This is a genomic window from Variovorax sp. V35 (assembly GCF_041154465.1).
Classification (GTDB): Bacteria; Pseudomonadota; Gammaproteobacteria; order Burkholderiales; family Burkholderiaceae_C; genus Variovorax; species Variovorax boronicumulans.
In genome coordinates, this window is the sequence record NZ_AP028666.1 from 146,689 (window position 1) to 170,280 (window position 23,592).

The following is a 23,592-nucleotide window of genomic DNA, read 5'->3' on the forward strand; positions in this document are numbered from 1 at the left end:
CACGACTTTCAGGAGTCGAGATGCCCATGGCCGGTCTTCCGCGCAGTCTCTTGCCCGGCGTGTTGCGCACCGCGCTGTCTGCCGTGCTGCTGCTGTGCGCCGCGCACGCCGTGCCCGCGGCCGGCGTGTTCCCCGCCGCGCAGTGGGCCACCCCGAGCGCGGCTGAACCGAGCCACTGGTCCGAAGCGAAGCTCAAGGTGGCCGACGCGTTTGCCGCATCGATCAAGTCCGACGCCTACCTCGTGCTCGACAAGGGCGTGCTCGTGCATGCCTACGGCGACATCGACAAGCCGATGAACCTGGCCTCGGTGCGCAAGAGCGTGCAGAGCGTGCTCTACGGCATTCACGTCGGCCGCGGCGAGATCGACCTGGACCAGACGCTGGGCCAGCTCGGCATCAGCGACAAGGACGGGCTCAGCGACACCGAACGCATGGCCACCGTGCGGCAGCTGCTGCAGCTGCGCTCGGGTGTCTACCATCCGGCCGCCTACGAGACCGCCCAGGCCAAGGCCGAGCGACCGGCCCGGGGCAGCCATGCGCCGGGCGAGTTCTGGTACTACAACAACTGGGACGCCAACGTGCTGGGCACCATCTTCGAACGCCGCACCGGACGCAGCGTCTTCGAGGCGCTGAAGACCGACCTGGCCGAACCGCTGCAGTTCCAGGATTTCCGCTACCCGCAGGACACCGAGTCCCGGCTCGAACGCAGCTCCGAGCACCCGGCCCAAGTGATGCATCTGTCGGCGCGCGACCTGGCCCGCATCGGCCTGCTGATGGCGCGCGACGGCATGTGGCACGACAAGCGCATCGTCCCGGCCGGCTGGGTGACTGAAAGCACCACCTCGTACACGACCGTCGGACCCGGCTGGAGCGGCTATGGCTATCTGTGGTGGGTGCCGCTCAAGGGCTTCCCGTTCTGGCAGCGCGGGCCCAACCAGCTGCTCCTGGCCGTGGGCGCCGGCGGCCAGTTCATGATGGTCGATCGCAAGCGCGACCTCGTCGTGGTGCACCGTGTCGACAACAGCAAGGGCTGGCTGCGACGCAGCGAGGTCCGCACCGACCAGTTCGCCGTGCTCGCGGCACACATCCTCGCGGCTGCACCGGTGCCCGCACTTGCGGCCGCCACCCCTCCCTGAACCCTGAAGGAAAGATGAGGCTCTCATGACCCGCTCCATCGCGCAGAAGCGCGCAGACTTTCGCGCGCTCCACACCCAAGGCTGCTTCGTCATTCCCAACCCCTGGGACACCGGCAGCGCGCGCTACCTCGAAGGCCTGGGCTACCAGGCGCTGGCCACCACCAGCTCGGGCTTCGCGTGGTCGCGCGGCCATGCCGACGGCGCCATGTCGCGCGACCAGATCCTCGCGCACCTGCGTGAACTCGTGGCCGCCACCGACCTGCCGGTGAACGCCGATTTCGAGAACGGTTTCGCCGCCGACGCGCAGGGCGTGGCCGAGAGCGTGCGCCTCGCGGTCGAGACCGGCGTGGCGGGCCTGTCGATCGAGGACTCGACGGGCAACCCCGACGATCCGCTGTTCCCCATCGACGTCGCGGTCGAGCGCCTGCGCGCCGCGCGCCGGGCCATCGACGCCGCGGGCGGCGACACGCTGCTCGTGGGCCGCGCCGAGAACTTCTTTGCCAACCGCCCCGACCTGGACGACACCATCGCGCGCCTGCGTGCGTACGCCGAAGCCGGCGCCGACTGCCTCTACGCGCCCGGCATCAAGACGCGCGAGCAGATCGCCGCCGTGGTGGCCGCCGTCGCACCCAAGCCGGTCAACCTGCTGGTCGGCGCGACCAGCGAGCTCACGATGGCGGACATCGCCGCGCTCGGCGTGCGCCGCGTCAGCGTGGGCGGCGGCATGGCGCGCGCGGCCTGGGGCGGCTTCATCCGTGCCGCGCGCACGCTGGCCGAAGAGGGCCGCTTCGATGGCTTTGCCGATGCCACGCCGGGCACCGAGCTGAACGCCTTCTTCCGTCCGTTCGCTGACTAGCTCCAACGTCGTGGATGCGCTGCTCGCCGAGATCCGCGCCTGCCGCGCATGCGAGGCGCATCTGCCGCTGGGGCCGCGCCCGATCGTGCAGGCCAGCGCGAGCGCGCGGCTGCTGATCGTCGGCCAGGCGCCCAGCCTCACGGTGCACCAGACCGGCGTGCCGTGGAACGACAAGAGCGGCGACCAGCTGCGCCGCTGGCTCGGCATCGACCGCGAGCTGTTCTACGACGCGACGCGCATCGCGATCGTGCCCATGGGCTACTGCTACCCAGGACGCGGCACCAGCGGCGACCTGCCGCCGCGCAAGGAATGCGCGCCGCTGTGGCACGACCGCCTGCTGGCACAGATGCCGCACGTCGCGCTGACCTTGCTCATCGGCCAGTACGCGCAGCGCCACCTCCTCGGAAAGACCGCGCGCGGCGGCGTGACGGAAACCGTCGAAGCCTTTGTGGACTACGCGCCGCGCTTCGTCCCGCTGCCGCATCCGTCGCCGCGCAACACCGCGTGGTTCCAGCACCATCCGTGGTTCGAGCGCGACGTGCTGCCGGTGCTGCGCGAGCGCGTGCAGCAGGCGCTCAGCGCGCCTTCTTCCTAGGGGCCGACGGCCTCCTTGGCGGTTTGGCTTCGAGCACCAGCTCGGCCGGCAACGCATCGTTCCACGACTCGGTGAAGTAGGCGCGGTCGCTCGGCACCAGCTGCGGCAGCACCTCGCGCAGCAGGCCCAGTGAGCGCTCGGCCGCCTTCAGGTCGCCTGCATGCGCCGCGTACCACGCGTGCTCGAACAGCAGGCTGCCTTGCTGAAGCCCGGGGTAGCGGCGTCGCCCGGCCTGGTGGTCGGCCAGCCGCGCCTGCGCCACGTCGACCCAGCGCGCGGGCCAGTTCGCGGTGTCGAAGGCGTCGGCGAGTGGGCCCGCGAGCTTCGACATGGCGGCCGGGTCGAGCGGCTTCTGCGCGCGGAACTGCGCGAGCGTGGGTTGCGCGTCGGGCCGGCAGTGGCCGCGCGCGATGCGCATCAGGTAGATCGCGTTCCATGCCGAGCGGCCCTGGCCGTCGGTGTGGCCGCACAGCCATTCGCTGAAGGCGATCCACTGCACCGCGCGGCGCGTGGTGTCGGCCCGGTGGCCGTCGTGCGCGAGCGCCGGCAGGTCGCCCAGGCCCACGCGGTCGAACAGCCACGCGGCCATGCCCATGTTGGCCGCCACGTGCTGCGCGGCGTCGAAGGAGTGCGACTCGAAGGCCGCGGCCAGCGCTTCGCCGAAGCGCTGCAGCGACTCTTCGGCCAGCGCCGCCGCGGCCGGGCGGTCGTCGGCGGCCAGCGCGAGGGCGCGCGAACGGCAGGCCAGCGCCCACAGGTTGCACCACTCGAAGCGCACGTCGGGGTGGTGGCGCAGCACCAGTGCGCGCGCCGGGTCTTGCGCCATGCCGCCCAGCAGCGACTGCGCCAGCGGCAGGTCGCGCGCGGTGTAGGCGCACCAGGCCGAGACGATGCACTCCATCGCGCCGAGGTAGTCGTTGCCCGCCACGTGGTGCGCGAGCCGCTGCTTCTTGAGCGCCTGCAGCCGCCGGCGCGCCTGCTCGTTGTCGCCGAGCCGGCGCCACAGCATGGCCTCGTTGAGCGTGACCAGCGCGCGCTGGAAGTCGCTGGCAGCCAGCGTGCCGGCCAGGCGGATGGCTTCGAGCGCGCTGCCGCCGGTTCCGCCCGCCACCGGCGACATCAGCCGGCCCTGCCGCGCGGCCTGCTGCGAGGCGACCAGCTGCTTCCAGAAGGCGGCGTCCTGCAGGTGCACGGCGTCGGGCGGCGTGATCGTGCCGGCGGCCTGCGCCTTGCGCGAACGCAGGCCGAGGAACGACGCCACCTCGGCGGCGGTGGCCGGGCGGTTGTCCACGAGCAGGCGCAGGCGCTTCGCCTGCGCGGACGGCAGCCAGAACGGCCCCTGGCTGCGCCGCTCGGCGTTGAGAAAGCGCGGCTCGCGCTGCAGGTCTTCGCCCCAGCCGACCTCCAGGCCCCAGGCCTTGAAGTCGCGGAACGCGCGGCTCACGACCATGCGCAGCGTGCTGGCGTCGGACACCTCGCCGCGCAGGTCGGCCAGCCGCACGACACCGCTGCCGCCGCCGTGGGCATGGGCGTGTTGCATGCGCACCAGCAGCCACAGCGACTGGAAGGCCGCGCGCCGTCCGTCGACGGACTGCGGCGAGGTGAGTTCGATGGAAAGAAGGGCGGGGGAGGCGGTGGAGGGCACGCCCCGGATTGAACCTCAAATTGCCCGCGGCTTCCTGAAGAAACCGCAGGCGAGGTCCAGCGGGTCAGTAGCGGCTGCGGTCGACCAGCTCGGGCACTTCGCTGCGGCCGATGCCCAGGTCGCGCAGGTCGTGGTCGCTCATGCCGGCCAGCAGCAGCACGTCGTCGCGGGCGCGGCGGCGTGTCACGGCGCGGCGGCGCCAGTCGTGCAGGGCGTGCAGCAGGCGTTGATGAAAAGACGGTGGCTTCGGCGCGGTCACGGTGGGCTCCTGGTAGGGGAGCGCTCATCTTCCGGCGGCGCGTGCTATTGTGGAAGTTGAGATTTCTGACACCTTCAATCAGCATTCCTGATGCGACAGCTCAACCTCGACCAACTGCGCACCCTCATCGCCATCGCCGACCTGGGCACCTTCTCGGCGGCGGCGCAGGCGCTGCACCTGGCGCAGCCCACCGTGAGCCTGCACATCAGCGAGCTCGAATCGCGCCTGGGCGCGCAGCTGGTGGTGCGCGGCAACCGCCGCGTCACGCCCACCGCGGCCGGCGCGGCGCTGGTCGAGCGCGGGCGCAAGCTGCTGCGCGACACCGACGAGGCGGTCGAGGCCGTCAAGCGCCAGGCCGAGGGCCGCACGGGCCGCGTGCGGCTGGGCACCTCCACCGGCGTGGTGGTCGACCTGCTGCCGCAGGTGCTCGAGGCGCTGGGCGTGGGCCATGCGGGCATCGACGTCGAGGTGAGCATCCTCGGCTCGGCCGAGGCGATGGCGCGGCTGGCGGCGGGCACGCTCGACATCGGCCTGGTGGCGATGCCGCAGCCGCCGCAGCGCGAGCTGGTGGTCACGCCGTGGCGCACGCAGCCCATGATGGCCTTCGTGCCGCCGCGCTGGAAGGCGCCCAAGCGCGCCACGCCGGCCTGGCTGGCGACGCAGCCGCTGATCTTCAACGACGCGACCACGCACATGTACCGGCTGTCGATGGAGTGGTTTGCCGCGGCCGGCTTTGCGCCGCGCGCGCGCATCGAGCTCAACTACGACGCGGCGATCCGCAGCCTGGTGGCGGCGGGCTATGGCGCGGCGCTGTTGCCGCTGCAGCAGACCACCGACGCGGCGCTCAACGAGCGCATGCAGATCGTGCCGGTCACGCCGAAGCTCACGCGCCGCCTGGGCATCGCGCACCGCCCGCACGCCACGCTCGACGGCGCCACGCAGAGCGTGCTGAAGGTGCTGACGGCGTTCCGCCAGCTCTGAGTACGGTCAGCCTGGCCCGGGCTTGTTACTGCGGGTGCCCAGCGAGAGGATCTCGTTGGCGTTGACGATGGCCGCGGCGATGTCTTCCATGGTGGTGCGCTTGCTCATGGCCTGTTCGCGGATCAGGTCGTGGGCCTGGCCTTCGGACACGTCGTGCGTCTTCATGAGGATGCTCTTGGCCTCGGCCAGCTGGCGCACGCCGAGCAGCTTGGCTTCGGTCTTGCGCAGGCGCCGCGCGAGCGAGCGGCTTTCCTTGTGCGCTTCGCGCGCGACCACCAGCGCCGACAGCAGGCCGAACGAGCGCACCGGCGACGGCAGCACGGCCTTGGCGCGGATCTCGAGCACGGCCTCGACGATGGTCGGGTTCTCGTAGGTCACGACGGCGATGACGGCAGGGGCGTCCTCGCTCTGGGTCCATTCGAAGCGCAGATTGATGAAGTCGGGCTGCACGGCCATGAAGGCCACGTCGATGCCCTCGGGCAGGTGCTGCACGGGCGGCCAGAAGGCCTGCACCTGGCAGCCGATGCGCTGCAGTTGCTGGGTGAGCTGCCGGCCGTCTGCGTCGTCGGGGTGGATCACCGCGATCTTCAGCAGCCGCAGCTCCTTGAGCTGCGGTGGCGTCACCCGCAGGGTGTGTCGCTTGGGGGCTGTGCTGTCCACGGTCAGGTCTTTCGCGGGACGCGCCTTGAAGCCTCGCCGGCAACGGGAAGAAAGCAGCGCGACCTCATCCTAGAGCTCCAGCGCATCGAGCCGCGCCGTCCAGTCGCCCAGCGAGTGGGTGACGAGGTACGGGTCCGGGTACACCGGGCGCGTCGCCTGGCGCACGATGGTGAACTGCCCGTGCGCGTCGACGCGGCCGATGCGCGGGTACAGGCAGGTGTGGTGGTTGGTCGGATCGATCTTCACGCGGCCCTGCGGTGCATCGAACTCGCTGCCCAGGATGTGCGGCAGGATCTCCGCGATGCCATCGGTGCCCGCCTGCCGGAAGGCGTTGGCGAAGATGTGCATCTGGAAGTACGACGCCTCCCAGCACAGGTTGGGCACGCAGCCGTCGCCGAAGCGAGCGCGCAGCCGCGCCAGGCAGCGCTGGTTGGCGGGCGAATCGATCGACTGGAAATACGGCGCCGCCGTGAAATGGCCCGTGGCCACGCCGGGGCCCATCTGCGAAATCTCGGCCTCCGAGGTCGTGAGGCTCGAGATGGGCATCGTCTTCGGGTCGAAGCCGGCCTCGGCATAGGCGCGGTACAGGCTGGCGGTGGAATCGCCCACCACCGTCGAGAAGATGAAGTCGGGCCGCTTGTCGCGGATGTCGTCCATGATCGCGCGGTAGTCCTTCTCGGTGGCGTCGAGTGCCACGTAGCGCTCGCCGAGTTTTTCGCTGCCGGGGCGCTGCATCACCAGCTCGCCCATGATGCGGTTCGACTCGTAGGGGTAGATGTAGTCGGAGCCGATCAGGTACACGCGCGCGCCGAAGTTCGTGGTCATGAACTCGGCCAGCTGCACGCTGTTCTGGTTGGGCGCCGCGCCGGTGTAGATCACGTTGCCCGAGTACTCGAAGCCTTCGTACAGCGTGGGGTAGAACAGCAGCTTGTTCCACTTCTCGATCACCGGGATCACGGCCTTGCGGCTGCTCGACATGTAGCAGCCGAAGAGAACGTTGACGCGGTCCTGCACGATCAGCCGCTCGGCCAGCTGGGCGTAGCGCACGGGGTTCGATTGCGGGTCGTAGCGCACGGCCACGAGTTCGCGGCCGTCGACGCCGCCGGCCGCGTTGATCTCCTCGATGGCCAGCAGCGCGCCCTGCAGCTGCGACAGGCCGATGGTCGAGGTGACGCCGGTCTCGGAATACAGAATGCCGACGCGAAGAGGGTCCCTGTCAGCCACTGGGGTGTCTCCTGGATGTGTGGGCCCTCATTGTGTGCTCCTCCCTGGCTTTCTTCATTCGGTCGGTCAATGGGCGGCGGCCAGCCGCGTGCTCATGCGGGCCAGCCGCGCGGGCAGGCTGCGCGCGTCGTCGGCGATGCAATAGTTGCGCCAGCCGAAGATGCGCCGCACGTACGCGTCGGCCGCGCCGTCCACCGCGATGCAGGCGCTGCGCACGCCGGCGTCGCGCGCTTCGGCCACGGCCTGGCGGGCGTCTTCGATCAGGTACTTCGGGTCGTGCACGTCGATGTCCGAAGGCGCGCCGTCGGTCACCAGCAGGATCGCGCGCGGCCCGGCCGGCTCGGCCTGCAGGTGCGAGGCCGCATGGCGCAGCGCGGCGCCCATGCGCGTCGAGTAGCGCCCGCGCACCGCGCCGATCATCGCGCGCGAGGGCGCAGCCAGCGGTTGGCCGAACTCGAGCAGGCGGTAGTAGTACACCTCGGCGCGCGTGTTCGACGAGAAGCCGTGGATGGCGAGCCGGTCGATGCCGCGCGCGTTCGAGGCGGCGAGCAGCAGCGCAGCCTGCTTCTCCAGGTCGAGCAGCGACACGGCGCCATCGCCGTGGCCCGCGTCGTTGGCCGACTCCGACAGGTCGAGCAGCACCAGCACGCTCGAGGGGCGCGGTCCCTTGCCGGGGCGCATGAACAGCCGCGCATCGGGCCGCAGGCGCAGGCGGCGATCGACCAGCACCTCGATGGCCGCGTTGAGATCGATGTCGTCGCCTTCCCACTGCCGGCGCAGGCGGTGCGTGCGGTCGAGGTGGCGTGCGCGGGGCAGGGCGAGCGGCACGATGCGCTCGTTGCCCGCCGCTGTTGGAGTGCCCGCCGCACCCAGGCCCTGCCACGCGGGCAGCTTCTCGATCACCGTGCACCATTCGGGGCGCAGGCGCTCCTGCGTGCGGTCCCATTCGGGGTAGGTGAAGCGGCCGAGTTCCATGTCGGCGATGCCTTCGGGCGGGGCTTCGCTGCCTTCGTTCGGTGCATCGGACGAAGGTGGCGGTAGCCGCACGCCCGTCTGCTGCAGCGCGATGGCGTCGTCGGGCGGCGTCTCGGCCTCGCCGAAATCCCACAGGTAGCTGTTGTCGTCGCGCCAGGGCGCGGGCACGGCGTAGTCCTGCGGCTCGAAGCGCACGCGCATCTGGCCCAGGTCGTTGGCGAGGATCGAGGCGACGGCACGGAAGGCGTCGTAGTCCTCCAGCCCCGCGCGCGCGACGGTCTCGTCGAACAGGCGGCGCGCCTTGTTCACCCAGTGGTTGTCGTCCTGTGCCTCGGTGAGCAGCAGCACGCGGTCCATGCGCGCGACCAGCGCGGCAAAGCGCAGGTCGAGCGGATCGGGCGCGGGCGGCAGCGCGGCGGTGAACCAGCCGTGCAGGCCGGGAAAGTCGCGGCACAGCAGCCGCTCGACGCGCGCATCTTCCAGGGCCGAGACCACCGCGATGCCCATCGGCTTGAGCGTGCGCGCCGGCCGCGCGGGCGTCGAGTGGCGCAGGTGCGCGACCGCATGCGCGACCATCGCGCGGTGCAGGCGGACGGCCTCATCGCCCTCGGGCAGCAGCAGCCGGCGCCCCGCGAGGACCGCACGCGCGCCGGCCAGCGGCTGCACGTCGACATCGACGCCGGCCAGCCCGCGCGCCAGCAGCGAGAGGGCGCCGTGCCCGTCGTTCATCCGAACTGCGCCTCGACAAAGCCCTGCAGCGCGCTCGCCATGTCGGGGTCGTCGGTGAGGGCGCGCGTCATCGTCATGTCGCAGCTGTCGCGCGGCGACACGCCGTCGCGGATCAGCACGCCCGCGTAGATCAGCATGCGCGTCGACACACCCTCGTCGAGCCCGCGGTGCTTGAGCTCGCGCGAGCAGTGCGCAATGGCCACCAGCTTCGTGGCGAGCTCGATGCCGACGCCGGCCTCGTGCGCGACGATCTCCGCTTCGAGCGCGCCGTCGGGGTAGTCGAACTCCAGCGCGGCGAAGCGCTGGCGCGTCGAGGGCTTCATGTCCTTGGCGCTGCTCTGGTAGCCGGGGTTGTACGACACCACCAGCTGGAAGTCGGGGTGCGCGTGCACCAGCTCGCCCTTCTTGTCCAGCGGCAGGATGCGGCGCGCGTCGGTCAGCGGGTGGATCACCACGGTGGTGTCCTGCCGCGCCTCCACCACCTCGTCGAGGTAGCAGATGCCGCCATGGCGCACCGCGAGCGTCAGCGGCCCGTCGTGCCAGGCCGTGCCGTTCGCGTCGAGCAGGTAGCGCCCCACGAGGTCCGACGCCGTCATGTCCTCGTTGCACGCGAGCGTGACCAGCGGCCGCCCGAGCGACCACGCCATGTGCTCCACGAAGCGCGTCTTGCCGCAACCGGTCGGCCCTTTCAGGATCAGCGGCATGCGGTGGCGATAGGCGTGTTCATAGAGCGCCACTTCGTTTCCAGCGGGTCGGTAGAAGGGCTCGGTCTCGATGCGGTAGCTGGCGAGCGGATCGTGGACGGGGGCGTTCATGGCGTGGCGAGCAGTTCCTTGAGGGCGTTGTCGATGAAGCGGGTGTCGACCGGGCTGCTGCCGCCGCCGGCAAAGTGGCCCCACACGCCCGGGATCGGGCGGCACTCGGCGTTCGGCATGTGCGACACCTCCCATTCGTTGTCGGCCACGGGAAAGTACAGGTCGCGCTCGGCCGGCATCACGAGCGCGCGCGCCTGGATGGCGCCCAGTGCTTTCTTGATGTCGCCCTTGAACACCGGGTTGTCGCTGATGTCGCCGTGCTGCCACGACCACAGCATCGCGAGCAGGTTGTTCGCGTCCTTCTGCAAAAAGAAGCCTTCCCAGTAGCCGACCAGGAAGTCTTCGAGCGAGCTGAAGCCCAGCTCACGCCACAGCTGCTGCATGTAGAAGGGCTGCGACAAACCCCAGCCCGCGTACACGCGGCCCACCGCGCGCAGGCCCTTGCTCGGCTGCGTGGTGTACCAGCCGCCGTTCCATGCCACGTCGGCCGTGAGCGCGGCCTTCACGCCTTCGAGGAACACGATGTTGTGCGGTGCTGTCTTCGCCGAGCCGCAGAAGGGCGCGATGCGCTTCACCATGTCGGGGTACAGGCAGCCCCACTGGTTGGTCTGCTGCGCGCCCATCGACCAGCCGACCACCAGTGCGATGCGTTCGATGCCGAATTTCTCTGTCACCAGCCGGTGCTGCAGCGTGACGTTGTCGTAGAGCGTGATGTCCGGAAAGCGCGACAGGTTGTACGGCTCGGGCGTGTTGCTCGGCGACGAAGAGAGGCCGTTGCCCAGCATGTTCGGCACGATGATGAAGTACTTCTCGGGGTCCAGCGCCATGCCCGGGCCGATCAGCCATTCGTTGTCGTAGTGCTGGCCCGAGTACCAGGTCGGGTAGACGATGGCGTTGCTCTTGTCGGCGTTGAGCGTGCCGTAGGTCTTGTAGGCGAGCTTCGCGCCGCGCAGGGTGGCCCCCCGCTGCAGCGCGACATCGCCGAGTTCGAAGATGTCGTGGTCCATGGGGCGGTGCTTCAGCGGTGCTTGGCCGGTTCGTTCGGAATGCCCTCGATCGGGCACTCGGGCGTGCCGACCGTGCTGCGCGTGAACGACTCCACCCTCTCGCGCGTGCCCTCGGGGTCGTTGATCCACTGCGTGTAGAAGTTGTAGGGGCAGGCCGCCACGCCTTTGTCGCCGTCGCCCGAGTTGATGGTGCCGGTGTAGCCGCGGTGCACCAGCTTGAACAGGTGGTTCTGCGACTGGCCGTTCTTGCGCGCGTCGCGGATCAGGCCCATCGACAGCTCGGCGTAGTTGATGCCCATCTCTTCCTCGCCGCATTCGCCGAGCGTGCGGCCGTCGAAGCCGATGAGCGCGGAGTGGCCGAAGTACGAGTACACGCCGTCGAAGCCGGCCGCGTTGGCCACGGCCACGTAGGTGTTGTTCATGAAGGCCATGGCCTTGGAGACCATGATCTGCTGCTCCTTGGCCGGGTACATGTAGCCCTGGCAGCGGATGATGAGCTCGGCCCCGCGCATCGCGCAGTCGCGCCAGATCTCGGGGTAGTTGCCGTCGTCGCAGATGATCAGGCTCATCTTCATGCCCTTGGGGCCTTCGCTCACGTAGGTGCAGTCGCCCGGGTACCAGCCCTCGATGGGCACCCACGGCATGATCTTGCGGTACTTCTGGACGATCTCGCCCTGGTTGTTCATGAGGATCAGCGTGTTGTAGGGCGCCTTGTTCGGATGCTCCTCGTGGCGCTCGCCGGTGAGCGAGAACACGCCCCACACGTTGGCGCGCCGGCAGGCGTCCGCGAAGATCGCGGTCTCCTCGCCGGGGATGGCCGACGCGGTGTCGTACATCTCCTTGGCGTCGTACATGATCCCGTGCGTGGAGTACTCGGGAAAGATCACCAGGTCCATGCCCGGCAGGCCTTTCTTCATGCCAACCAGCATCTCGCCGATCTTGCGTGCGTTGTCCAGCACCTCGGCCTTGGTGTGCAGGCGGGGCATCTTGTAGTTGACGACCGCGACGCCGACGCAATCGTTGCTGCTCGAAATATCACCATGTCTCATGACGCTGCTCCTGAAGGGGTGGTTGAAGAAAAAGAGGAAGGGCTCACACGGTCAGGAAAGACCTGACCTTGTCCTGGTCGAGCGTGGCGCGCGCTTCGTCGTGCACGATGCGGCCGCGGTCGATGACGAGAAAGCGGTCGGCCAGGTCGAGCGCGAAGCTCAGCACCTGCTCCGACACCACGACGGCGAAGCCGCGCTCGGCGCGCAGCACGTTCAGCGTCTGCGCGATCTCCTTGATGATCGAAGGCTGGATGCCCTCGGTGGGTTCGTCGAGGATCAGCACCTTCGGCTCCGAGATGAGCGCGCGCGCAATCGCCAGCATCTGCTGCTGGCCGCCCGAGAGGTTGCCGGCCTTGCGCTGCTTCATGTTCTTGAGCACGGGGAAGAAGGTGTAGAGGTACTCGGGCACCGTGCGGTGGCCCGACCTGGCGGCGCCCGACAGGATGTTCTGCTCCACCGTGAGGAACGGGAACACCATGCGCCCCTGCGGCACGAAGGCCAGGCCCTGCGCCACGCGCTGGTAGCTGGGCAGCGTCGTGAGCTCGGTGCCGCCCAGGCGGATGTGGCCACCGCGCGCGGGCAAGAGGCCGATGAGCGACTTCAGCAAGGTGGTCTTGCCCATGCCGTTGCGGCCCATGATGGCGACCGCCTCGTCGGGCGCGACGCGCAGCGACACATCGCGGATGACGTGCGATTCGCCATATGCCACGTTGAGATCGGAGACTTCAAGCATCTGGGTTTCTCCTTCTTCTCAATGGCCGAGGTACACGTCGATCACGCGCGGGTCGGCCTGCACTTCGGCGGCCGTGCCTTCGCTCAGCAACTTGCCCTGGTGCAGCACCGTGACGCGGTGCGCGATGCGCTTGACGAAGTCCATGTCGTGCTCGATCACGACCACCGACTTGCCGGCCGAGATGCGCCGCAGCAGGTCGCCCGTCTGCTCGCGCTCGCGTGGGCTCATGCCGGCCACGGGTTCGTCGAGCAGCAGCAACTCGGGCTCCTGCATCAGTAGCATCCCGATCTCGAGCCACTGCTTTTGCCCGTGGCTGAGCTGCCCGGCGCGGTGGCCCAGGCGATCGGCCAGGAAGACCTGCTCGGCCATCGCGTCGATGCGCGCACGCACGGCCGGCGTGCGGCGGAAGGTCAGCGACTGCAGCAGGCCGTGCATGCGAGGCAGCGAGATCTCGAAGTTCTCCAGCACCGTGAGGTCTTCGTAGACCGAGGGCGTCTGGAACTTGCGGCCCACGCCGGCGCGCACGATCTCGTACTCGTTCAGCCGCCCGAGGTCCTGGCCGTTGAAGAGCACGCGGCCGGCGCTCGGCTTCGTCTTGCCGCAGATCATGTCCAGCAGCGTGGTCTTGCCCGCGCCGTTCGGGCCGATGATCACGCGCAGCTCGTTGCGCTCCACCGAGAGGCTCAGGCCGTCCACGGCCTTGAAGCCGTCGAAGGAGACGGTGAGGTCCTCCACGCGAAGGATCTGCTCGTTCGAGTGCGAGAACGCCGCGGCCGCTTGCGGCAGGCCGCCGTTGGGCATCGTCATCGTGGCATTCATGGCGTTGCCTCCGCGCTGCGGCGGCGCAGCAGCTTCTCGCCCAGGCCCGCGAGCCCGTTCGGCATGGCCCACACCACGAGGATGAACACCGCGCCCAGCACGTACAGCCAGCCTTCGGGGAAGGTCTCCGACAGGTACGACTTGAGGAAGCCGATGAGCAGCGCGCCGATCACCGCGCCCGGGATCGACAGCCGCCCGCCGACCGCTGCGTAGATCACCATCTCGACCGAGGCCACGACGCCGATCACGCCCGGCGCGATCAGCCCCACCTGCAGGCTGTAGAACGCACCGCCGATGGCTGACAAGACGGCGGCCACCGCGAACACGAAGGCCTTCATGTGCGCCGTGTTGTAGCCGCTGAAGCGCACACGGTCTTCCTTGTCGCGGATGGCGATCAGCAGCTTGCCGAAGCGGCTGCGCACGATGGCGAGCGACACCATCATCACGAGCGCAATGGCCGCCACCTCGACGAAGTACATCGTGCGCTTGGCTTCATCGCCCGCGATGTCCCAACCCAGCAGCGTGCGGAAATCGGTGATGCCGTTGGCACCGCCGGTGTCGCCCTGCTGGCCGACCACCACCACCGTGAGCGTGAGCGCCAGCGACAGCGTGACGATCGCGAAGTACACGCCGCTCACGCGCCGCTTGAAGATCGCGTACGAGAACACGTAGGCCAGCACGGCGGGCACGACGAGGATGCCCGTCACCGTCCAGCCCAGCGAGTGGAAGGGCTGCCACCACGCGGGCAGCTGCTCGACGCTGCTCCACACCATGAAGTCCGGCAGCTCGGGCGCCGAGGCTTCGAGCTTGAGGAACATCGCCATCATGTAGCCGCCCAGGCCGAAGAACATGCCCTGGCCCAGGCTCAGCACGCCGCCGTAGCCCCAGGTGAGCACCACGCCCACCGCGACGAACGCGAAGGCCAGGTACTTGCTCACGAGGTTCAGGCGGAACGGGTCGAGCGAGAGCGGCAGCACCACCGCCAGCAGCACCAGCACCGCGAGCAGCGCGCCGATGTCGCGCTTGCGTTGAGGAGAAAGACCGTGCATGCCTCAGCTCCTCGACCGCGTGGCGAACAGGCCGTTGGGCCGGAAGTACAGCACCGCGATCACCAGCAGCAGGATCGTGGCCTTGGCCATCGAGCCGCTCATGAGGTACTCGAGCCAGGTCTGCGACTGCGCGATGGCAAAGCCCGAGAGCGCGGTGCCGATGAGGCTCTGCACGCCGCCGAACACCACCACGATGAACGAGTCGACGATGTACAGCTGGCCCGTGCCGGGGTTGGTCGAGCCGATCATGGTGAACACCGCGCCCGCGATGCCCGCCAGGCCCGAGCCCAGCGCGAAGGTCATCGCGTCGACGCGGTGCGTGTCGATGCCCACCGCGCCGGCGATGGCGCGGTTCTGCGTCACCGCGCGCACCTTCAGCCCCCAGGGCGTGCGGTACAGCAGCAGGTACACGCCGACCGCCACCAGGGCCGTGAGCCCGACGATGAAGATGCGGTTCAGCGGCAGCTGGATGCCCGCCGTCGGCTCCCACGCCCCCGCCAGCCACGAGGCCAGCGGCACGCTCACTTCCTGCGCGCCGAAGATCGAGCGGTAGGCCTGCTGCAGCATGAGGCTCAGGCCCCAGGTGGCCAGCAGGGTGTCCAGCGGGCGGTCGTAGAAGAAGCGGATGAAGCCCCGCTCCAGCACATAGCCGAACGCGAAGGTCACGGCGAACGCGAACGGGATCGCGGCGAACAGGTACAGGTCCATGAAGCCCGGCGCGTAGTGCGCGAAGAAGCGCGCCGCCAGGTAGGTCATGTAGGCGCCCAGCGCCATCAGCTCGCCGTGCGCCATGTTGATGACGCCCATCAGGCCGAACACGATGGCCAGCCCGATGGCCATGAGCAGCAGGATGGTGAACAGGCTCACGCCGTTGAACACCTGCATCACCGCGATGTCGAAGTTCATCGCGTTCAGACCTTCGGGAAGGGGTTGGGCTCGACCAGCTGCGGCGATTCCCACACGATGTCGAACTGCCCGTCGGGCCGCGCGCGGCCCACGCGCACCTTCTTCCACACGTGGTGGTTGGTGGCGTGCACGCGCACCGTGCCCTCGGGCGCCTCGATCTCCACGCCCGCGGCGGCGGCCGTGACCTTGTCGACGTCGAAGGACTTGGCCTTTTCCACCGCCAGCTTCCACAGGTAGACGCTGTTGTAGGCCACCTCCATCGGGTCGCCGATCACGCGGTCCTGCCCGTACTTCGCCTTGAAGGCCTTCACGAACTTCTCGTTGGCCGGCGACTTGATGCTCTGGAAGTAGCCCATGCAGGCGTAGTAGCCGGCGGCGTTGTCGCGGCCGATGCCGTCGATCTCGTTCTCGGACACCACGGTCGACAGCAGCACCTGCTTGGCACCGTCCAGGCCCGCCGCGCGCAGCTGCTTGTAGAAGGCCACGTTGGAGCCGCCCACCACCGTGCTGTAGATGCAGTCGGGCTTGGCGGCCTTGATCTTGTTGATGATCGACGAGAACTCGGTGTGGCCCAGCGGCGCGTATTCCTCGCCGAGCACCTTGCCGCCGGCCTTCGCGATAGCGGGCTTGGCGATCTTGTTGCAGGTGCGCGGGTAGATGTAGTCGGAGCCGACGAGGAAGAAGTTCTTGCCCTTCTCGCGCGCCATCCATTCCACCGCCGCGATCACCGACTGCGTGGCTTCCTGCGAGGGGTAGAACACGCGCTTGTCCTGCTCCTGGCCTTCGTAGTAGGTCGGGTAGAACAGCAGGCCCTTGGCCTGGTTGAGCACCGGCAGCAGCGCCTTGCGCGAGGCCGAGGTGTAGCAGCCGATGATGGCCGCCACCTTGTCGCGCTCCAGCAGCTTGCGGGCCTTCTCGGCGAACACCGAGTTCTCGCTCGCGCCGTCTTCGACCACGGCCTCGATCTTCTTGCCCATCACGCCGCCGGCGGCGTTGATCTCCTCGATGGCCAGTTTTTCGGCATCGACCAGCGAGGCCTCGGCGATGGCGATGGTGCCCGAGAGCGAATGCAGCAGGCCGAGCTTCACGGTGGCGCCGTCCTGCGCGCGGGCCAGGCCGGCCACGCCGGAGGCGGCGCCCAGCACGATCATCGAGCCGCCGGTCTTCACGATCTGGCGGCGGTTGAAAGCGTTCGTCATGTCAAATTCCTTTGCTTTGGTTTTGTGCGAGTCATCAGGAACATCCGACCTTCGGAACCGCGTGGTGGGTGTCTCCTCCCGCCGCGCGGCCCCTGCAAACGAGCGCTGTGCTGCCAGTGCGTTTTCTTCGGGCAAAGCTGCGCCACCGGATGACGCGCATCCGTTTTGAAAAGGCGTTGTTGCGACCGAAAAAACAAAAAAGCCCGAACCGGTGGTGAAACCGATTCGGGCTTAATTGCCCGACACCTCGCTGGCAGCACTGGCAGCGGGCGTCGTATGACTGGGAACGATTGCTCGTTGGGGCGGATTCTTCTCAACTCACCCCGGCGTGAACATACGCTCTTTCGCTAATTGGCGAAAGTGCGGCGCGTGTGCTATTCGCGCGCAGCGCCTGAACACATCAGCTGCGCGGGCGTGCGTAGTCCGACTCGATCCACGCGGTGGCGCTCGAGGTCGTGAGCCGGAACGCGGGCGACACGTTCACGCTCGCCAGTTCCGAATCGTCGGCATCGTCATACGCCGTGAGCGTGGCCGAGGGGTTGTCTTCGTCGGGCACGATCGACAGCGCCACGCGAATGCGCTGGTCGTTGCGCGCGGTGACCGTCACGCTCTTGTTGAGCGTGGCGTGCAGCTGCTGCTCGTGGCGGCGGATCACCTCGGCGGCGGTCTTCACCAGCGTGTGGAAGGCGGGGGTGTCCAGCGGCTTGGGGTTCTTCTTGTCGCGGCCCATGGTCCAGGGGCCGACGAGCGCGGGCTCGGGGTCGCCGTGGCGGGTCATCTCGACGGCCCAGCCGTCGTCTTCCTCGTTCTTGATGATGCGGGCGGTCCAGAGGTCGTCGCGCCAGAGGCGGGGTTCCTGCAGGGGGAGGTGGTCGGGGGAATCGGTCGTCGTCGTCATTCAGGGAGAAGCGTTGGGTCTTGCGCGGGGCATTGTCGCCCGGGGCGCGGGGGCCGCCGCCGTGCCAACGTACTGTTGCAAGCCCTCGACCAGCGCATCGAAGGCCACGCGGCAGCGCGGGCTGTGGCGCAGGTCCTCGTGCATCGTGACCCAGGTGTCGAGCTTCAGCGAGAGCGCGCGCGGCAGCAGGCGCACCAGCGCGGCGTCGCGCTTGGCCAGGCCCACCTGGCACACGCCGATGCCCGCGCCCGCACGGATGAGGGCCAGCTGCGCGAGGTCGCTGTCGGTGCGCAGCGCAAAGGCGTCGCGCGTGAAGCCCGTGACCGACTTGAACGACTTGATCGCCTCGCGCACGAAGGCCGAGGGCTGGTCGTAGCCGATGAGCGCGTGCGCCGCCAGGTCGTCGGGTGTGCGCGGCGTGCCGTGGCGCGCGAGGTAGCTGGTATGCGCGTGGAAGCCCAGCTCGATGTTCCCGATGCGGCGCGCCACCAGCTGCGCCTGTCGGGGCCGCACCATGCGCACGGCGATGTCGGCCTCGCGGCGCAGCAGGTCTTGTACGCGGTTGGTCGACACCAGTTCGACCTTCAGCGCCGGGTGCGCCTCGCGCAGCCGCGCCACGACGGGCGGCAGCACCTCCACCGCGACCACCTCGCTGACCGACACCCGCACCACGCCGCGCACGCCGTCGCCCTGGCTGCTGGCCGCGCGCTGCAGCGAGGCGGCGGTGCTTTCCATGGCCTCGGCGTGCGTGCGCAGCGCCAGCGCCACCTCGGTGGGCAGCAGGCCCACCTGCGAGCGGGTGAAGAGCACCACGCCGAGCGCCTCTTCGAGCGCCGCCACGTGGCGACCGACGGTGGGTTGCGTGATGCCGAGTGCGCGCGCCGCACCTGAGAGCGAGCCTTCGCGCAGCACGCCGAGGAAGGAGCGGTACAGCTCCCAGCTGATGTTCCAGGTCATACGGAAATGTATGGTCGGTGGTGCATGTTCGGCAATTCCATTCGAACCCCATCCTGCCCAGAATTCGTCCATCGATCACTGTTCAGGAGCATTTCATGGCACGCAACGACAACACGGTTCTGGTGCTCGGCGCCACGGGCGGCATCGGCGGCGAGGTGGCCCGCCAGCTGTGCGATGCGGGCTGGGAGGTGCGCGCCCTGAAGCGCGGCGCGGTCGAAGGAAAGCGCGAGGGCATCACCTGGCTGGCCGGCGACGCGATGGACGCGCAGGCCGTGCGGCGGGCCGCGAAGGGTTGCGCGGTCATCGTGCATGCCGTCAATCCACCGGGCTACCGCGGCTGGTCGGAGCTGGTGCTGCCGATGCTCGACAGCACCCTGGCCGCCGCGAAGGCCGAGGGCGCGACCGTCGTGCTGCCCGGCACGGTCTACAACTTCGGCCCCGATGCCTTCCAGCTGCTGGCCGAAGACTCGCCGCAGCGTCCGCTCACCGCCAAGGGCGCGATCCGTGTCGAGATGGAAAGGCGCCTCGAACAAGCCAGCCGCGAGGGCGCGCGCGTGCTGATCGTGCGCGCCGGCGACTTCTTCGGCCCGAAGGCCGGCAACAACTGGTTCTCGCAGGGGCTGGTGAAGGCGGGCCAGCCCGTCCGGGCCGTCAGCCGCCCCGGCGACCCCGGTGTGGGCCACCAGTGGTCGTACCTGCCGGACGTGGCCCGCACCATGGTCGAGCTGCTGGCGCGGCGCGACCGGCTCGCGCCCTTCGCGCGCTTTCACATGGCCGGCCACTGGGACGCCGACGGCACACGCATGAGCGACGCGATCCGCAAGGTGGTGGCCCGGCGCACCGGCGCCCAGGTGCGCGTGTCGGCCTTTCCCTGGTGGCTGCTGGCGCTGGCCTCGCCCTTCGTCGTCACTTTTCGCGAGCTGCGCGAGATGCGCTACCTGTGGCGCACGCCCGTGGGCATGGACAACGCGAAGCTGGTGGCCTTCCTGGGCCGCGAGCCGCACACGCCGCTCGAGGAAGCGGTGGAGGCCGCGCTCGACGGCATGGGCTGCCTGCCTGTGGCGCCGGTGGCCGTCGCGGCCTGAGCGGGGGTCAGAACACCGACAGGCCGGTGCGTGCCACGAACATCTCCAGCGCCTTCATGCCCAGCAGCGAATTGCCGGTGGCATCGAGCGCCGGCGACCACACGCACAGCGTGAGCTGGTCGGGCACCACCGCGACGATGCCGCCGCCCACGCCGCTCTTGCAGGGCAGGCCGATCGAAAAGGCCACGTCGCCGGCCGCGTCGTAGGTGCCGCAGGTGAGCATGAGCGAATTGATGCGGCGCGTCTGCCGCTCGCCCGTGACCTCGGGCTCGCCGGGGATCGGGTGCGCGCCGTCGCGGCACAGGAAGGCAGCGGCGCGCGCGAGCTGGCGGCAGCTCATGCGCAGCGCGCACTGGTGAAAGTAGGTGTCGAGCACCTCGGCCACGTCGTTGTCGATCTTGCCGAAGCTCTTCATGAAGTTGGCCAGCGCGACGTTGCGAAAGCCCGTGTCGGCCTCCGACTGCGCCACCTCGCCGTCGAAGTCGATGCGCTCGCCGCACAGGCTGCTCATGAGCGCGAGGATGTCGGCCTTGGCGCTGCCGCCCTTGGCCTTGGCCTGGCTCACGAGCCGGTCGGCCACCGCGATGGCGCCGGCATTGATGAAGGGGTTGCGCGGCTTGCCCTGCTCGTTCTCCAGCTGCACCAGCGAGTTGAAGGGGTTGCCCGAGGGCTCGCGCCCGATGCGCTCCCACAGCGCGTCGCCCATGCGCTGCATGGCGAGCGTGAGCGTGAAGAGCTTGGACACGCTTTGAATGGAGAAGGGCGTCTCGAAGTCGCCCGCGCCGGCTTCCTCGCCGTCGCAGGTGCGCAGCGCGATGCCGAACTGCCGCGCATCGACGCGCGCCAGCGCCGGGATGTAGCTGGCCACGGTGCCGCCCTGGCCGAGCTGCAGGCGCAGGGTGGCGACGATCTCGTCGAGGACGGGCTGGAACCGGTGGAGTTTCTTGCTCATGCCGGGCGTTGTACCGCAGGCCGCCGGTTCACCAGCACGATGCCCAGCGCCACGCCGATCAGCGCCACCACCAGCTGCAGCGTGAGCGGCTCCTTCAGCAGCGCCACGCCGAAGATCAGCGCGAACAGCGGCGTGAGAAAGGTGAAGGACGACATCTGCGTGGCCGGGTAGTGCCGCAGCAGCCACATCCACGTGAGGTAGCTCGCGAAGGCGCCGACCACCGTCTGCAGGCCGATCGAGGTCCAGGCCCAGGCGGAGTACGAGAAGCCCCAGGTTTCGCCCAGCGCGAGCGACAGCAGGGGGCACACGGCGGCGGTCACGGCCACCTGGTAGAAGAGCGTCTTCTCGGCGCTCGCCGTGGCCAGGCGCGTGGTGCGCAGCGTGAGCGTGGTCAGGCCCCAGAGCATGCCGGCCGCCAGCGCCATGCCGTCGCCGATGAGCTGCGACGAGCTCATGTGGCCGAAGCCCTCGCTGAACGCCAGCACCACGCCCGCGAACGCGATGAACAGGCCCAGCCACTGGAAGCCGCGCAGCCGCTCGGCCGGCACCCAGCGCGGCAGCAGCAGCGAGACCCAGAAGGGCGCGGTGTAAAGGAACACCGTGAGCCGCGAGGCGCTGGTGTGCTGTAGGCCTAGGTAGATGCCGGCGAACTCGCCCGCGAACAGCAGGCCGGCCAGCAGCCCGGGCCACAGCGTGCCGTCACGCTCGAACAGCGGCACGCGCCGCACCGCGCACCACAGCCACAGCAGCGCCACCGCGCCGACCATGCGCACCGTGGCCTGCCACAGCGGCGGCACCTCGGTCACGGTGGTCTTGATGAGGATCTGCTGCAGGCCCCAGAACGCGCAGCAGACGATGAGCAGGCCGATGGCCAGGGAGTCGAGGTGGGTCTTGCGCTGGATCATTCGCGGTCAATCGGTGGCGGCACGGGCCGCCGAATTCATCCGATGATCGTATCGTGCCGGCGAAGAAACCGTGCGGCGCCGCTCAGTGCCCGGCCAGCGGGTAGGGCGGTTTGCCGCGCGTGCCCACCATCAGGTCGGGCACCACGGTCTCGACCTCGGCCACGGTGCGCGCCGCGCGCTCGAGCTTGCGGGCCAGGGCCGCGTCGGGCACGCAGCCCTGCAGGTAGACCCAGCGGCGCTGCACCGTGACCCACACGCTGCTGCGGCGCACGCCCGGCACCGCGAGCAGTGCGGCGCGCACCTTGGGCGCGAGGGGCTTGTCGTAGCGGTAGGCGTTGCTGTCGGTGCACTTGCCGGCGAGCCAGCAGCTGGTGCCGCGCTCCAGCCGCGAGTGGGTCTGCGCGCGGCGTTCCTCGGCGGTGTAGTAAGGGCCTTGCGGCATGGGGCAGGCCGGCAGACCCGCGGCGACCTGGAAGAAGGGGTCGTCGAACCAGTTCTGCCGCAGCGGCGGCGATGGCGATGTCGGCTCGGGCGTGCCCTGCGCCGTGGCGATCCGCGCGGCGAGCAGCAGGACGGCCAGCAGCGCGGGGTGTTTCACAACGGGTGCTCGGTGTAGAAGCGCCCGCCGTGGAACAGCAGCGGCGAGGCGTCGGGGTCGTGCGTGCAGCGCTCCACCTCGCCCACGAAGATCACGTGGTCGCCTTCGTCGTAGCGGCTGCGGTTGAAGCACTCGAAGCTCGCCGCCGCGCCCTGCAGCACCGGCGCGCCGCCCAGGCCTTCGGTGTAAGCCACGTCGGCCCAGCGGTCGATGTTCTTGGTGGCGAAGCGCTCCGCCAGCGCCTTCTGGTTGGCGGCCAGGATGTTCACCGCGTAGTGCGAGCCGGCGCGCAGTGCCGACATCGACGCCGCCGCGCGCGCCAGGCTCCACAGCACCAGCGGCGGCGCGAGCGACACCGAGTTGAACGAGTTGGCCGTGAGGCCGACCAGGCTGCCATCGGCCGCGCGTGCGGTGACGATGGTCACGCCGGTGGCGAACATGCCGAGTGCCTTGCGGAATTCGCCGGGCGAGAAGGAGGGGGGCTGGGCCCGGCGGGAAGTGGTCACGGGAGAACGGACGGCAAGGCGGTGAGCGGCAGAGAAGGGGCCATTTTGGCTCAGGCCCCGGTGGCCTGCTTGGCGGGCCCGAGCAACTCGGTCACCAGCCGGGTATAGACCGTGGCGGCGGCCGAGGGCGTGCGGCCCGCCAGCGTCACCAGGCTGTAGTGGGTGCGCATGCGCGACAGGCCCGCCACCGGCAGCGGCGCCAGCGTGGCGGTCTCGGGCGTGAGGCCGGGCGCGTGGGGCGCGAGGATCACCGCGTGGGCCGTGAGCGCGAGGTGCCGCAGCGTGTCGGCGTCGTCGCAGGTCACGTTGAACACGCCGCGGTCGGTGCGGCGGATCTGCCGGTCGAAATACGCGGCCACTTCGCTGGGCAGATGCGGGCCGGCCACGGGGTAGTCCATGAGCTGTTCGAGCGTGAGCGGCGCCGGCTGCTTGAGCAGCGGGTGCCCGGGCCGCACGAAGAAGGACACCGGCACGTTGGGCAGCCGCACGAGCTTCAGGCCCGAGGGTTTCTTCAGGTCGCGGGTGTCGGCGATGAAGAGGTCGATCTGGCGTTTGTGCAGCCGTTCGCAGAGCGTGACGGTGTCGGCCACTTCCATGCGCATCAGCAGCTGCGGGTGGCGCTGCGTCATGAGCGACAGCGCCGCGCGCCCCAGCAGGCCGGCCGCGAACGGGCCCAGGCCCACATCGAGGCTGCCGAGCGTGAGGCCTTCGAGCTGCTGCACCTCGCGCTGGATCTGCCGCGCGTCGGCGACCAGCTCGCGGGCCCGCGCCAGCACCAGCTCGCCGGCCTGCGTGAAGCGCACGGTGCCGTAGGCGCGGTCGACCAGGCGCGCCTTCAGCGCCTGCTCCAACGCGTCGATGCTGCGCGAGAGCGCGGGCTGCGACAGGTGCACGGCCTGCGCGGCACGCCCGAAGCTGCCTTGCTCGGCGAGGGCGATCAGGTGCTGGAGGTGGCGCAGCTGCATTTTGCGTTTCGGTTCAAAAGCAAGCGCACATTTTGCATTTGCCAAGGGGTTGGGCGCTTCCGAAAATCGGCCGCTGCCTTCCCGTGCCC

At 69.4% G+C, this 23,592-nt stretch carries 25 protein-coding genes; 5 read left to right on the top strand and 20 right to left on the bottom strand.

The features are described from left to right. Nucleotides 1-26 precede the first annotated feature (26 nt). The 3 genes from ACAM42_RS00710 to ACAM42_RS00720 are packed head-to-tail and all read left to right on the top strand — an operon-like array spanning nucleotide 27 to nucleotide 2,587. A complete protein-coding gene (locus ACAM42_RS00710; protein ID WP_369630823.1) occupies nucleotides 27-1,136 on the top strand; it encodes a serine hydrolase domain-containing protein in 1,110 nt (369 codons plus the stop codon). A gap of 25 nt (nucleotides 1,137-1,161) precedes the next feature. Next, complete coding sequence (locus ACAM42_RS00715; RefSeq protein WP_369630824.1) at nucleotides 1,162-1,992, top strand: oxaloacetate decarboxylase; 831 nt, start codon at nucleotides 1,162-1,164, stop codon at nucleotides 1,990-1,992. A gap of 10 nt (nucleotides 1,993-2,002) precedes the next feature. Beyond that, nucleotides 2,003-2,587, top strand: a complete 585-nt coding sequence (locus tag ACAM42_RS00720) for a uracil-DNA glycosylase family protein (protein ID WP_369630825.1) — start codon at nucleotides 2,003-2,005, stop codon at nucleotides 2,585-2,587. On the opposite strand, the gene ACAM42_RS00725 is transcribed toward ACAM42_RS00720, so the two are convergent. Together ACAM42_RS00725 and ACAM42_RS00730 are read right to left on the bottom strand one after the other, a co-directional pair. Beyond that, nucleotides 2,568-4,232, bottom strand: a complete 1,665-nt coding sequence (locus ACAM42_RS00725) for a hypothetical protein (RefSeq protein ID WP_369630826.1) — start codon at nucleotides 4,230-4,232, stop codon at nucleotides 2,568-2,570. The two genes, ACAM42_RS00720 and ACAM42_RS00725, sit on opposite strands and share 20 nt — an antisense overlap. Nucleotides 4,233-4,296: 64 nt before the next feature. Further along, the gene (locus ACAM42_RS00730) at nucleotides 4,297-4,491 is read right to left on the bottom strand and encodes a DUF1127 domain-containing protein (RefSeq protein ID WP_070061368.1); all 195 of its coding nucleotides are present in this window, start codon (nucleotides 4,489-4,491) and stop codon (nucleotides 4,297-4,299) included. Between the two features lie 90 nt (nucleotides 4,492-4,581). Here ACAM42_RS00730 and ACAM42_RS00735 point away from each other — a divergent pair, with 90 nt between their 5' ends. Then, a complete protein-coding gene (locus ACAM42_RS00735) occupies nucleotides 4,582-5,472 on the top strand; it encodes a LysR family transcriptional regulator (protein WP_095948497.1) in 891 nt (296 codons plus the stop codon). Between the two features lie 6 nt (nucleotides 5,473-5,478). On the opposite strand, the gene ACAM42_RS00740 is transcribed toward ACAM42_RS00735, so the two are convergent. The 13 genes from ACAM42_RS00740 to ACAM42_RS00800 all read right to left on the bottom strand — a co-directional run bounded on the left by ACAM42_RS00740 (nucleotide 5,479) and on the right by ACAM42_RS00800 (nucleotide 18,492). Next, the gene (locus tag ACAM42_RS00740) at nucleotides 5,479-6,132 is read right to left on the bottom strand and encodes an ANTAR domain-containing response regulator (RefSeq protein ID WP_095743105.1); all 654 of its coding nucleotides are present in this window, start codon (nucleotides 6,130-6,132) and stop codon (nucleotides 5,479-5,481) included. Between the two features lie 69 nt (nucleotides 6,133-6,201). Further along, nucleotides 6,202-7,356, bottom strand: coding sequence for a transporter substrate-binding domain-containing protein (locus ACAM42_RS00745; protein ID WP_062470403.1), 1,155 nt, complete (start codon nucleotides 7,354-7,356; stop codon nucleotides 6,202-6,204). 66 nt (nucleotides 7,357-7,422) lie between these two features. Continuing rightward, nucleotides 7,423-9,060 (bottom strand): nitric oxide reductase activation protein NorD, encoded by a 1,638-nt coding sequence (locus ACAM42_RS00750; protein WP_369630827.1) that lies wholly within the window; start codon nucleotides 9,058-9,060, stop codon nucleotides 7,423-7,425. Beyond that, nucleotides 9,057-9,875 carry a CbbQ/NirQ/NorQ/GpvN family protein gene (locus ACAM42_RS00755; RefSeq protein ID WP_369630828.1) on the bottom strand — a complete coding sequence of 273 codons (819 nt, stop codon included), beginning with the start codon at nucleotides 9,873-9,875 and terminating at the stop codon, nucleotides 9,057-9,059. Before ACAM42_RS00755 ends, ACAM42_RS00750 begins: the two co-directional genes overlap by 4 nt. Further along, nucleotides 9,872-10,882 (bottom strand): alpha/beta fold hydrolase, encoded by a 1,011-nt coding sequence (locus ACAM42_RS00760; RefSeq protein ID WP_369630829.1) that lies wholly within the window; start codon nucleotides 10,880-10,882, stop codon nucleotides 9,872-9,874. Before ACAM42_RS00760 ends, ACAM42_RS00755 begins: the two co-directional genes overlap by 4 nt. Nucleotides 10,883-10,893: 11 nt before the next feature. Then, nucleotides 10,894-11,931, bottom strand: a complete 1,038-nt coding sequence (locus tag ACAM42_RS00765; RefSeq protein ID WP_307582648.1) for an aliphatic amidase — start codon at nucleotides 11,929-11,931, stop codon at nucleotides 10,894-10,896. A gap of 43 nt (nucleotides 11,932-11,974) precedes the next feature. Continuing rightward, nucleotides 11,975-12,664, bottom strand: coding sequence for an urea ABC transporter ATP-binding subunit UrtE (gene urtE, locus ACAM42_RS00770; protein WP_369630830.1), 690 nt, complete (start codon nucleotides 12,662-12,664; stop codon nucleotides 11,975-11,977). Nucleotides 12,665-12,682: 18 nt separating this feature from the next. Next, nucleotides 12,683-13,465, bottom strand: a complete 783-nt coding sequence (gene urtD, locus ACAM42_RS00775) for an urea ABC transporter ATP-binding protein UrtD (RefSeq protein WP_369632836.1) — start codon at nucleotides 13,463-13,465, stop codon at nucleotides 12,683-12,685. 14 nt (nucleotides 13,466-13,479) lie between these two features. Then, nucleotides 13,480-14,532: an urea ABC transporter permease subunit UrtC gene (urtC, locus tag ACAM42_RS00780; protein ID WP_369630831.1), complete on the bottom strand. Its 1,053-nt coding sequence runs from the start codon at nucleotides 14,530-14,532 to the stop codon at nucleotides 13,480-13,482. A gap of 3 nt (nucleotides 14,533-14,535) precedes the next feature. Next, entirely contained in the window at nucleotides 14,536-15,438 is a 903-nt protein-coding gene (gene urtB / locus ACAM42_RS00785; RefSeq protein ID WP_062470432.1) for an urea ABC transporter permease subunit UrtB, read from the bottom strand. Nucleotides 15,439-15,443: 5 nt separating this feature from the next. Continuing rightward, complete coding sequence (gene urtA / locus ACAM42_RS00790) at nucleotides 15,444-16,637, bottom strand: urea ABC transporter substrate-binding protein (RefSeq protein WP_369630832.1); 1,194 nt, start codon at nucleotides 16,635-16,637, stop codon at nucleotides 15,444-15,446. A gap of 400 nt (nucleotides 16,638-17,037) precedes the next feature. Further along, the gene (locus tag ACAM42_RS00795) at nucleotides 17,038-17,535 is read right to left on the bottom strand and encodes a hypothetical protein (RefSeq protein ID WP_062470438.1); all 498 of its coding nucleotides are present in this window, start codon (nucleotides 17,533-17,535) and stop codon (nucleotides 17,038-17,040) included. Then, nucleotides 17,536-18,492 (bottom strand): LysR family transcriptional regulator, encoded by a 957-nt coding sequence (locus ACAM42_RS00800; RefSeq protein ID WP_369630833.1) that lies wholly within the window; start codon nucleotides 18,490-18,492, stop codon nucleotides 17,536-17,538. A 95-nt stretch (nucleotides 18,493-18,587) separates the two neighbouring features. Between ACAM42_RS00800 and ACAM42_RS00805 the strand changes: the two genes are divergently transcribed. Further along, nucleotides 18,588-19,577 carry an NAD-dependent epimerase/dehydratase family protein gene (locus tag ACAM42_RS00805; protein WP_369630834.1) on the top strand — a complete coding sequence of 330 codons (990 nt, stop codon included), beginning with the start codon at nucleotides 18,588-18,590 and terminating at the stop codon, nucleotides 19,575-19,577. 7 nt (nucleotides 19,578-19,584) lie between these two features. On the opposite strand, the gene ACAM42_RS00810 is transcribed toward ACAM42_RS00805, so the two are convergent. From ACAM42_RS00810 to ACAM42_RS00830, 5 genes are all read right to left on the bottom strand, one after another. Then, entirely contained in the window at nucleotides 19,585-20,529 is a 945-nt protein-coding gene (locus tag ACAM42_RS00810; protein WP_369630835.1) for a glutaminase, read from the bottom strand. Then, nucleotides 20,526-21,434 (bottom strand): DMT family transporter, encoded by a 909-nt coding sequence (locus ACAM42_RS00815; RefSeq protein WP_062470449.1) that lies wholly within the window; start codon nucleotides 21,432-21,434, stop codon nucleotides 20,526-20,528. The genes ACAM42_RS00810 and ACAM42_RS00815 overlap by 4 nt, the downstream gene beginning before the upstream one ends. Nucleotides 21,435-21,516: 82 nt before the next feature. After that, entirely contained in the window at nucleotides 21,517-22,032 is a 516-nt protein-coding gene (locus tag ACAM42_RS00820; protein ID WP_369630836.1) for a BON domain-containing protein, read from the bottom strand. Continuing rightward, nucleotides 22,029-22,538, bottom strand: coding sequence for a flavin reductase family protein (locus ACAM42_RS00825; RefSeq protein ID WP_369630837.1), 510 nt, complete (start codon nucleotides 22,536-22,538; stop codon nucleotides 22,029-22,031). The genes ACAM42_RS00820 and ACAM42_RS00825 overlap by 4 nt, the downstream gene beginning before the upstream one ends. A 50-nt stretch (nucleotides 22,539-22,588) precedes the next feature. Next, on the bottom strand, nucleotides 22,589-23,503 hold the full coding sequence (locus ACAM42_RS00830) for a LysR family transcriptional regulator (protein WP_369630838.1): 915 nt from the start codon (nucleotides 23,501-23,503) through the stop codon (nucleotides 22,589-22,591). Between the last annotated feature and the right edge of the window lie 89 nt (nucleotides 23,504-23,592).

Bases quoted from the DNA above. Each gene is read 5' to 3' on its own strand.
- ACAM42_RS00710 (WP_369630823.1), top strand. From the start codon at position 27: ATGGCCGGTCTTCCGCGCAGTCTCTTGCCCGGCGTGTTGCGCACCGCG.
- ACAM42_RS00715 (WP_369630824.1), top strand. From the start codon at position 1,162: ATGACCCGCTCCATCGCGCAGAAGCGCGCAGACTTTCGCGCGCTCCAC.
- ACAM42_RS00735 (WP_095948497.1), top strand. From the start codon at position 4,582: ATGCGACAGCTCAACCTCGACCAACTGCGCACCCTCATCGCCATCGCC.
- ACAM42_RS00750 (WP_369630827.1), bottom strand. From the start codon at position 9,060: ATGAACGACGGGCACGGCGCCCTCTCGCTGCTGGCGCGCGGGCTGGCC.
- ACAM42_RS00755 (WP_369630828.1), bottom strand. From the start codon at position 9,875: ATGAACGCCCCCGTCCACGATCCGCTCGCCAGCTACCGCATCGAGACC.
- ACAM42_RS00760 (WP_369630829.1), bottom strand. From the start codon at position 10,882: ATGGACCACGACATCTTCGAACTCGGCGATGTCGCGCTGCAGCGGGGG.
- ACAM42_RS00765 (WP_307582648.1), bottom strand. From the start codon at position 11,931: ATGAGACATGGTGATATTTCGAGCAGCAACGATTGCGTCGGCGTCGCG.
- urtE (WP_369630830.1), bottom strand. From the start codon at position 12,664: ATGCTTGAAGTCTCCGATCTCAACGTGGCATATGGCGAATCGCACGTC.
- urtD (WP_369632836.1), bottom strand. From the start codon at position 13,465: ATGCCCAACGGCGGCCTGCCGCAAGCGGCCGCGGCGTTCTCGCACTCG.
- urtC (WP_369630831.1), bottom strand. From the start codon at position 14,532: ATGCACGGTCTTTCTCCTCAACGCAAGCGCGACATCGGCGCGCTGCTC.
- urtB (WP_062470432.1), bottom strand. From the start codon at position 15,438: ATGAACTTCGACATCGCGGTGATGCAGGTGTTCAACGGCGTGAGCCTG.
- urtA (WP_369630832.1), bottom strand. From the start codon at position 16,637: ATGACGAACGCTTTCAACCGCCGCCAGATCGTGAAGACCGGCGGCTCG.
- ACAM42_RS00795 (WP_062470438.1), bottom strand. From the start codon at position 17,535: ATGACGACGACGACCGATTCCCCCGACCACCTCCCCCTGCAGGAACCC.
- ACAM42_RS00800 (WP_369630833.1), bottom strand. From the start codon at position 18,492: ATGACCTGGAACATCAGCTGGGAGCTGTACCGCTCCTTCCTCGGCGTG.
- ACAM42_RS00805 (WP_369630834.1), top strand. From the start codon at position 18,588: ATGGCACGCAACGACAACACGGTTCTGGTGCTCGGCGCCACGGGCGGC.
- ACAM42_RS00810 (WP_369630835.1), bottom strand. From the start codon at position 20,529: ATGAGCAAGAAACTCCACCGGTTCCAGCCCGTCCTCGACGAGATCGTC.
- ACAM42_RS00815 (WP_062470449.1), bottom strand. From the start codon at position 21,434: ATGATCCAGCGCAAGACCCACCTCGACTCCCTGGCCATCGGCCTGCTC.
- ACAM42_RS00830 (WP_369630838.1), bottom strand. From the start codon at position 23,503: ATGCAGCTGCGCCACCTCCAGCACCTGATCGCCCTCGCCGAGCAAGGC.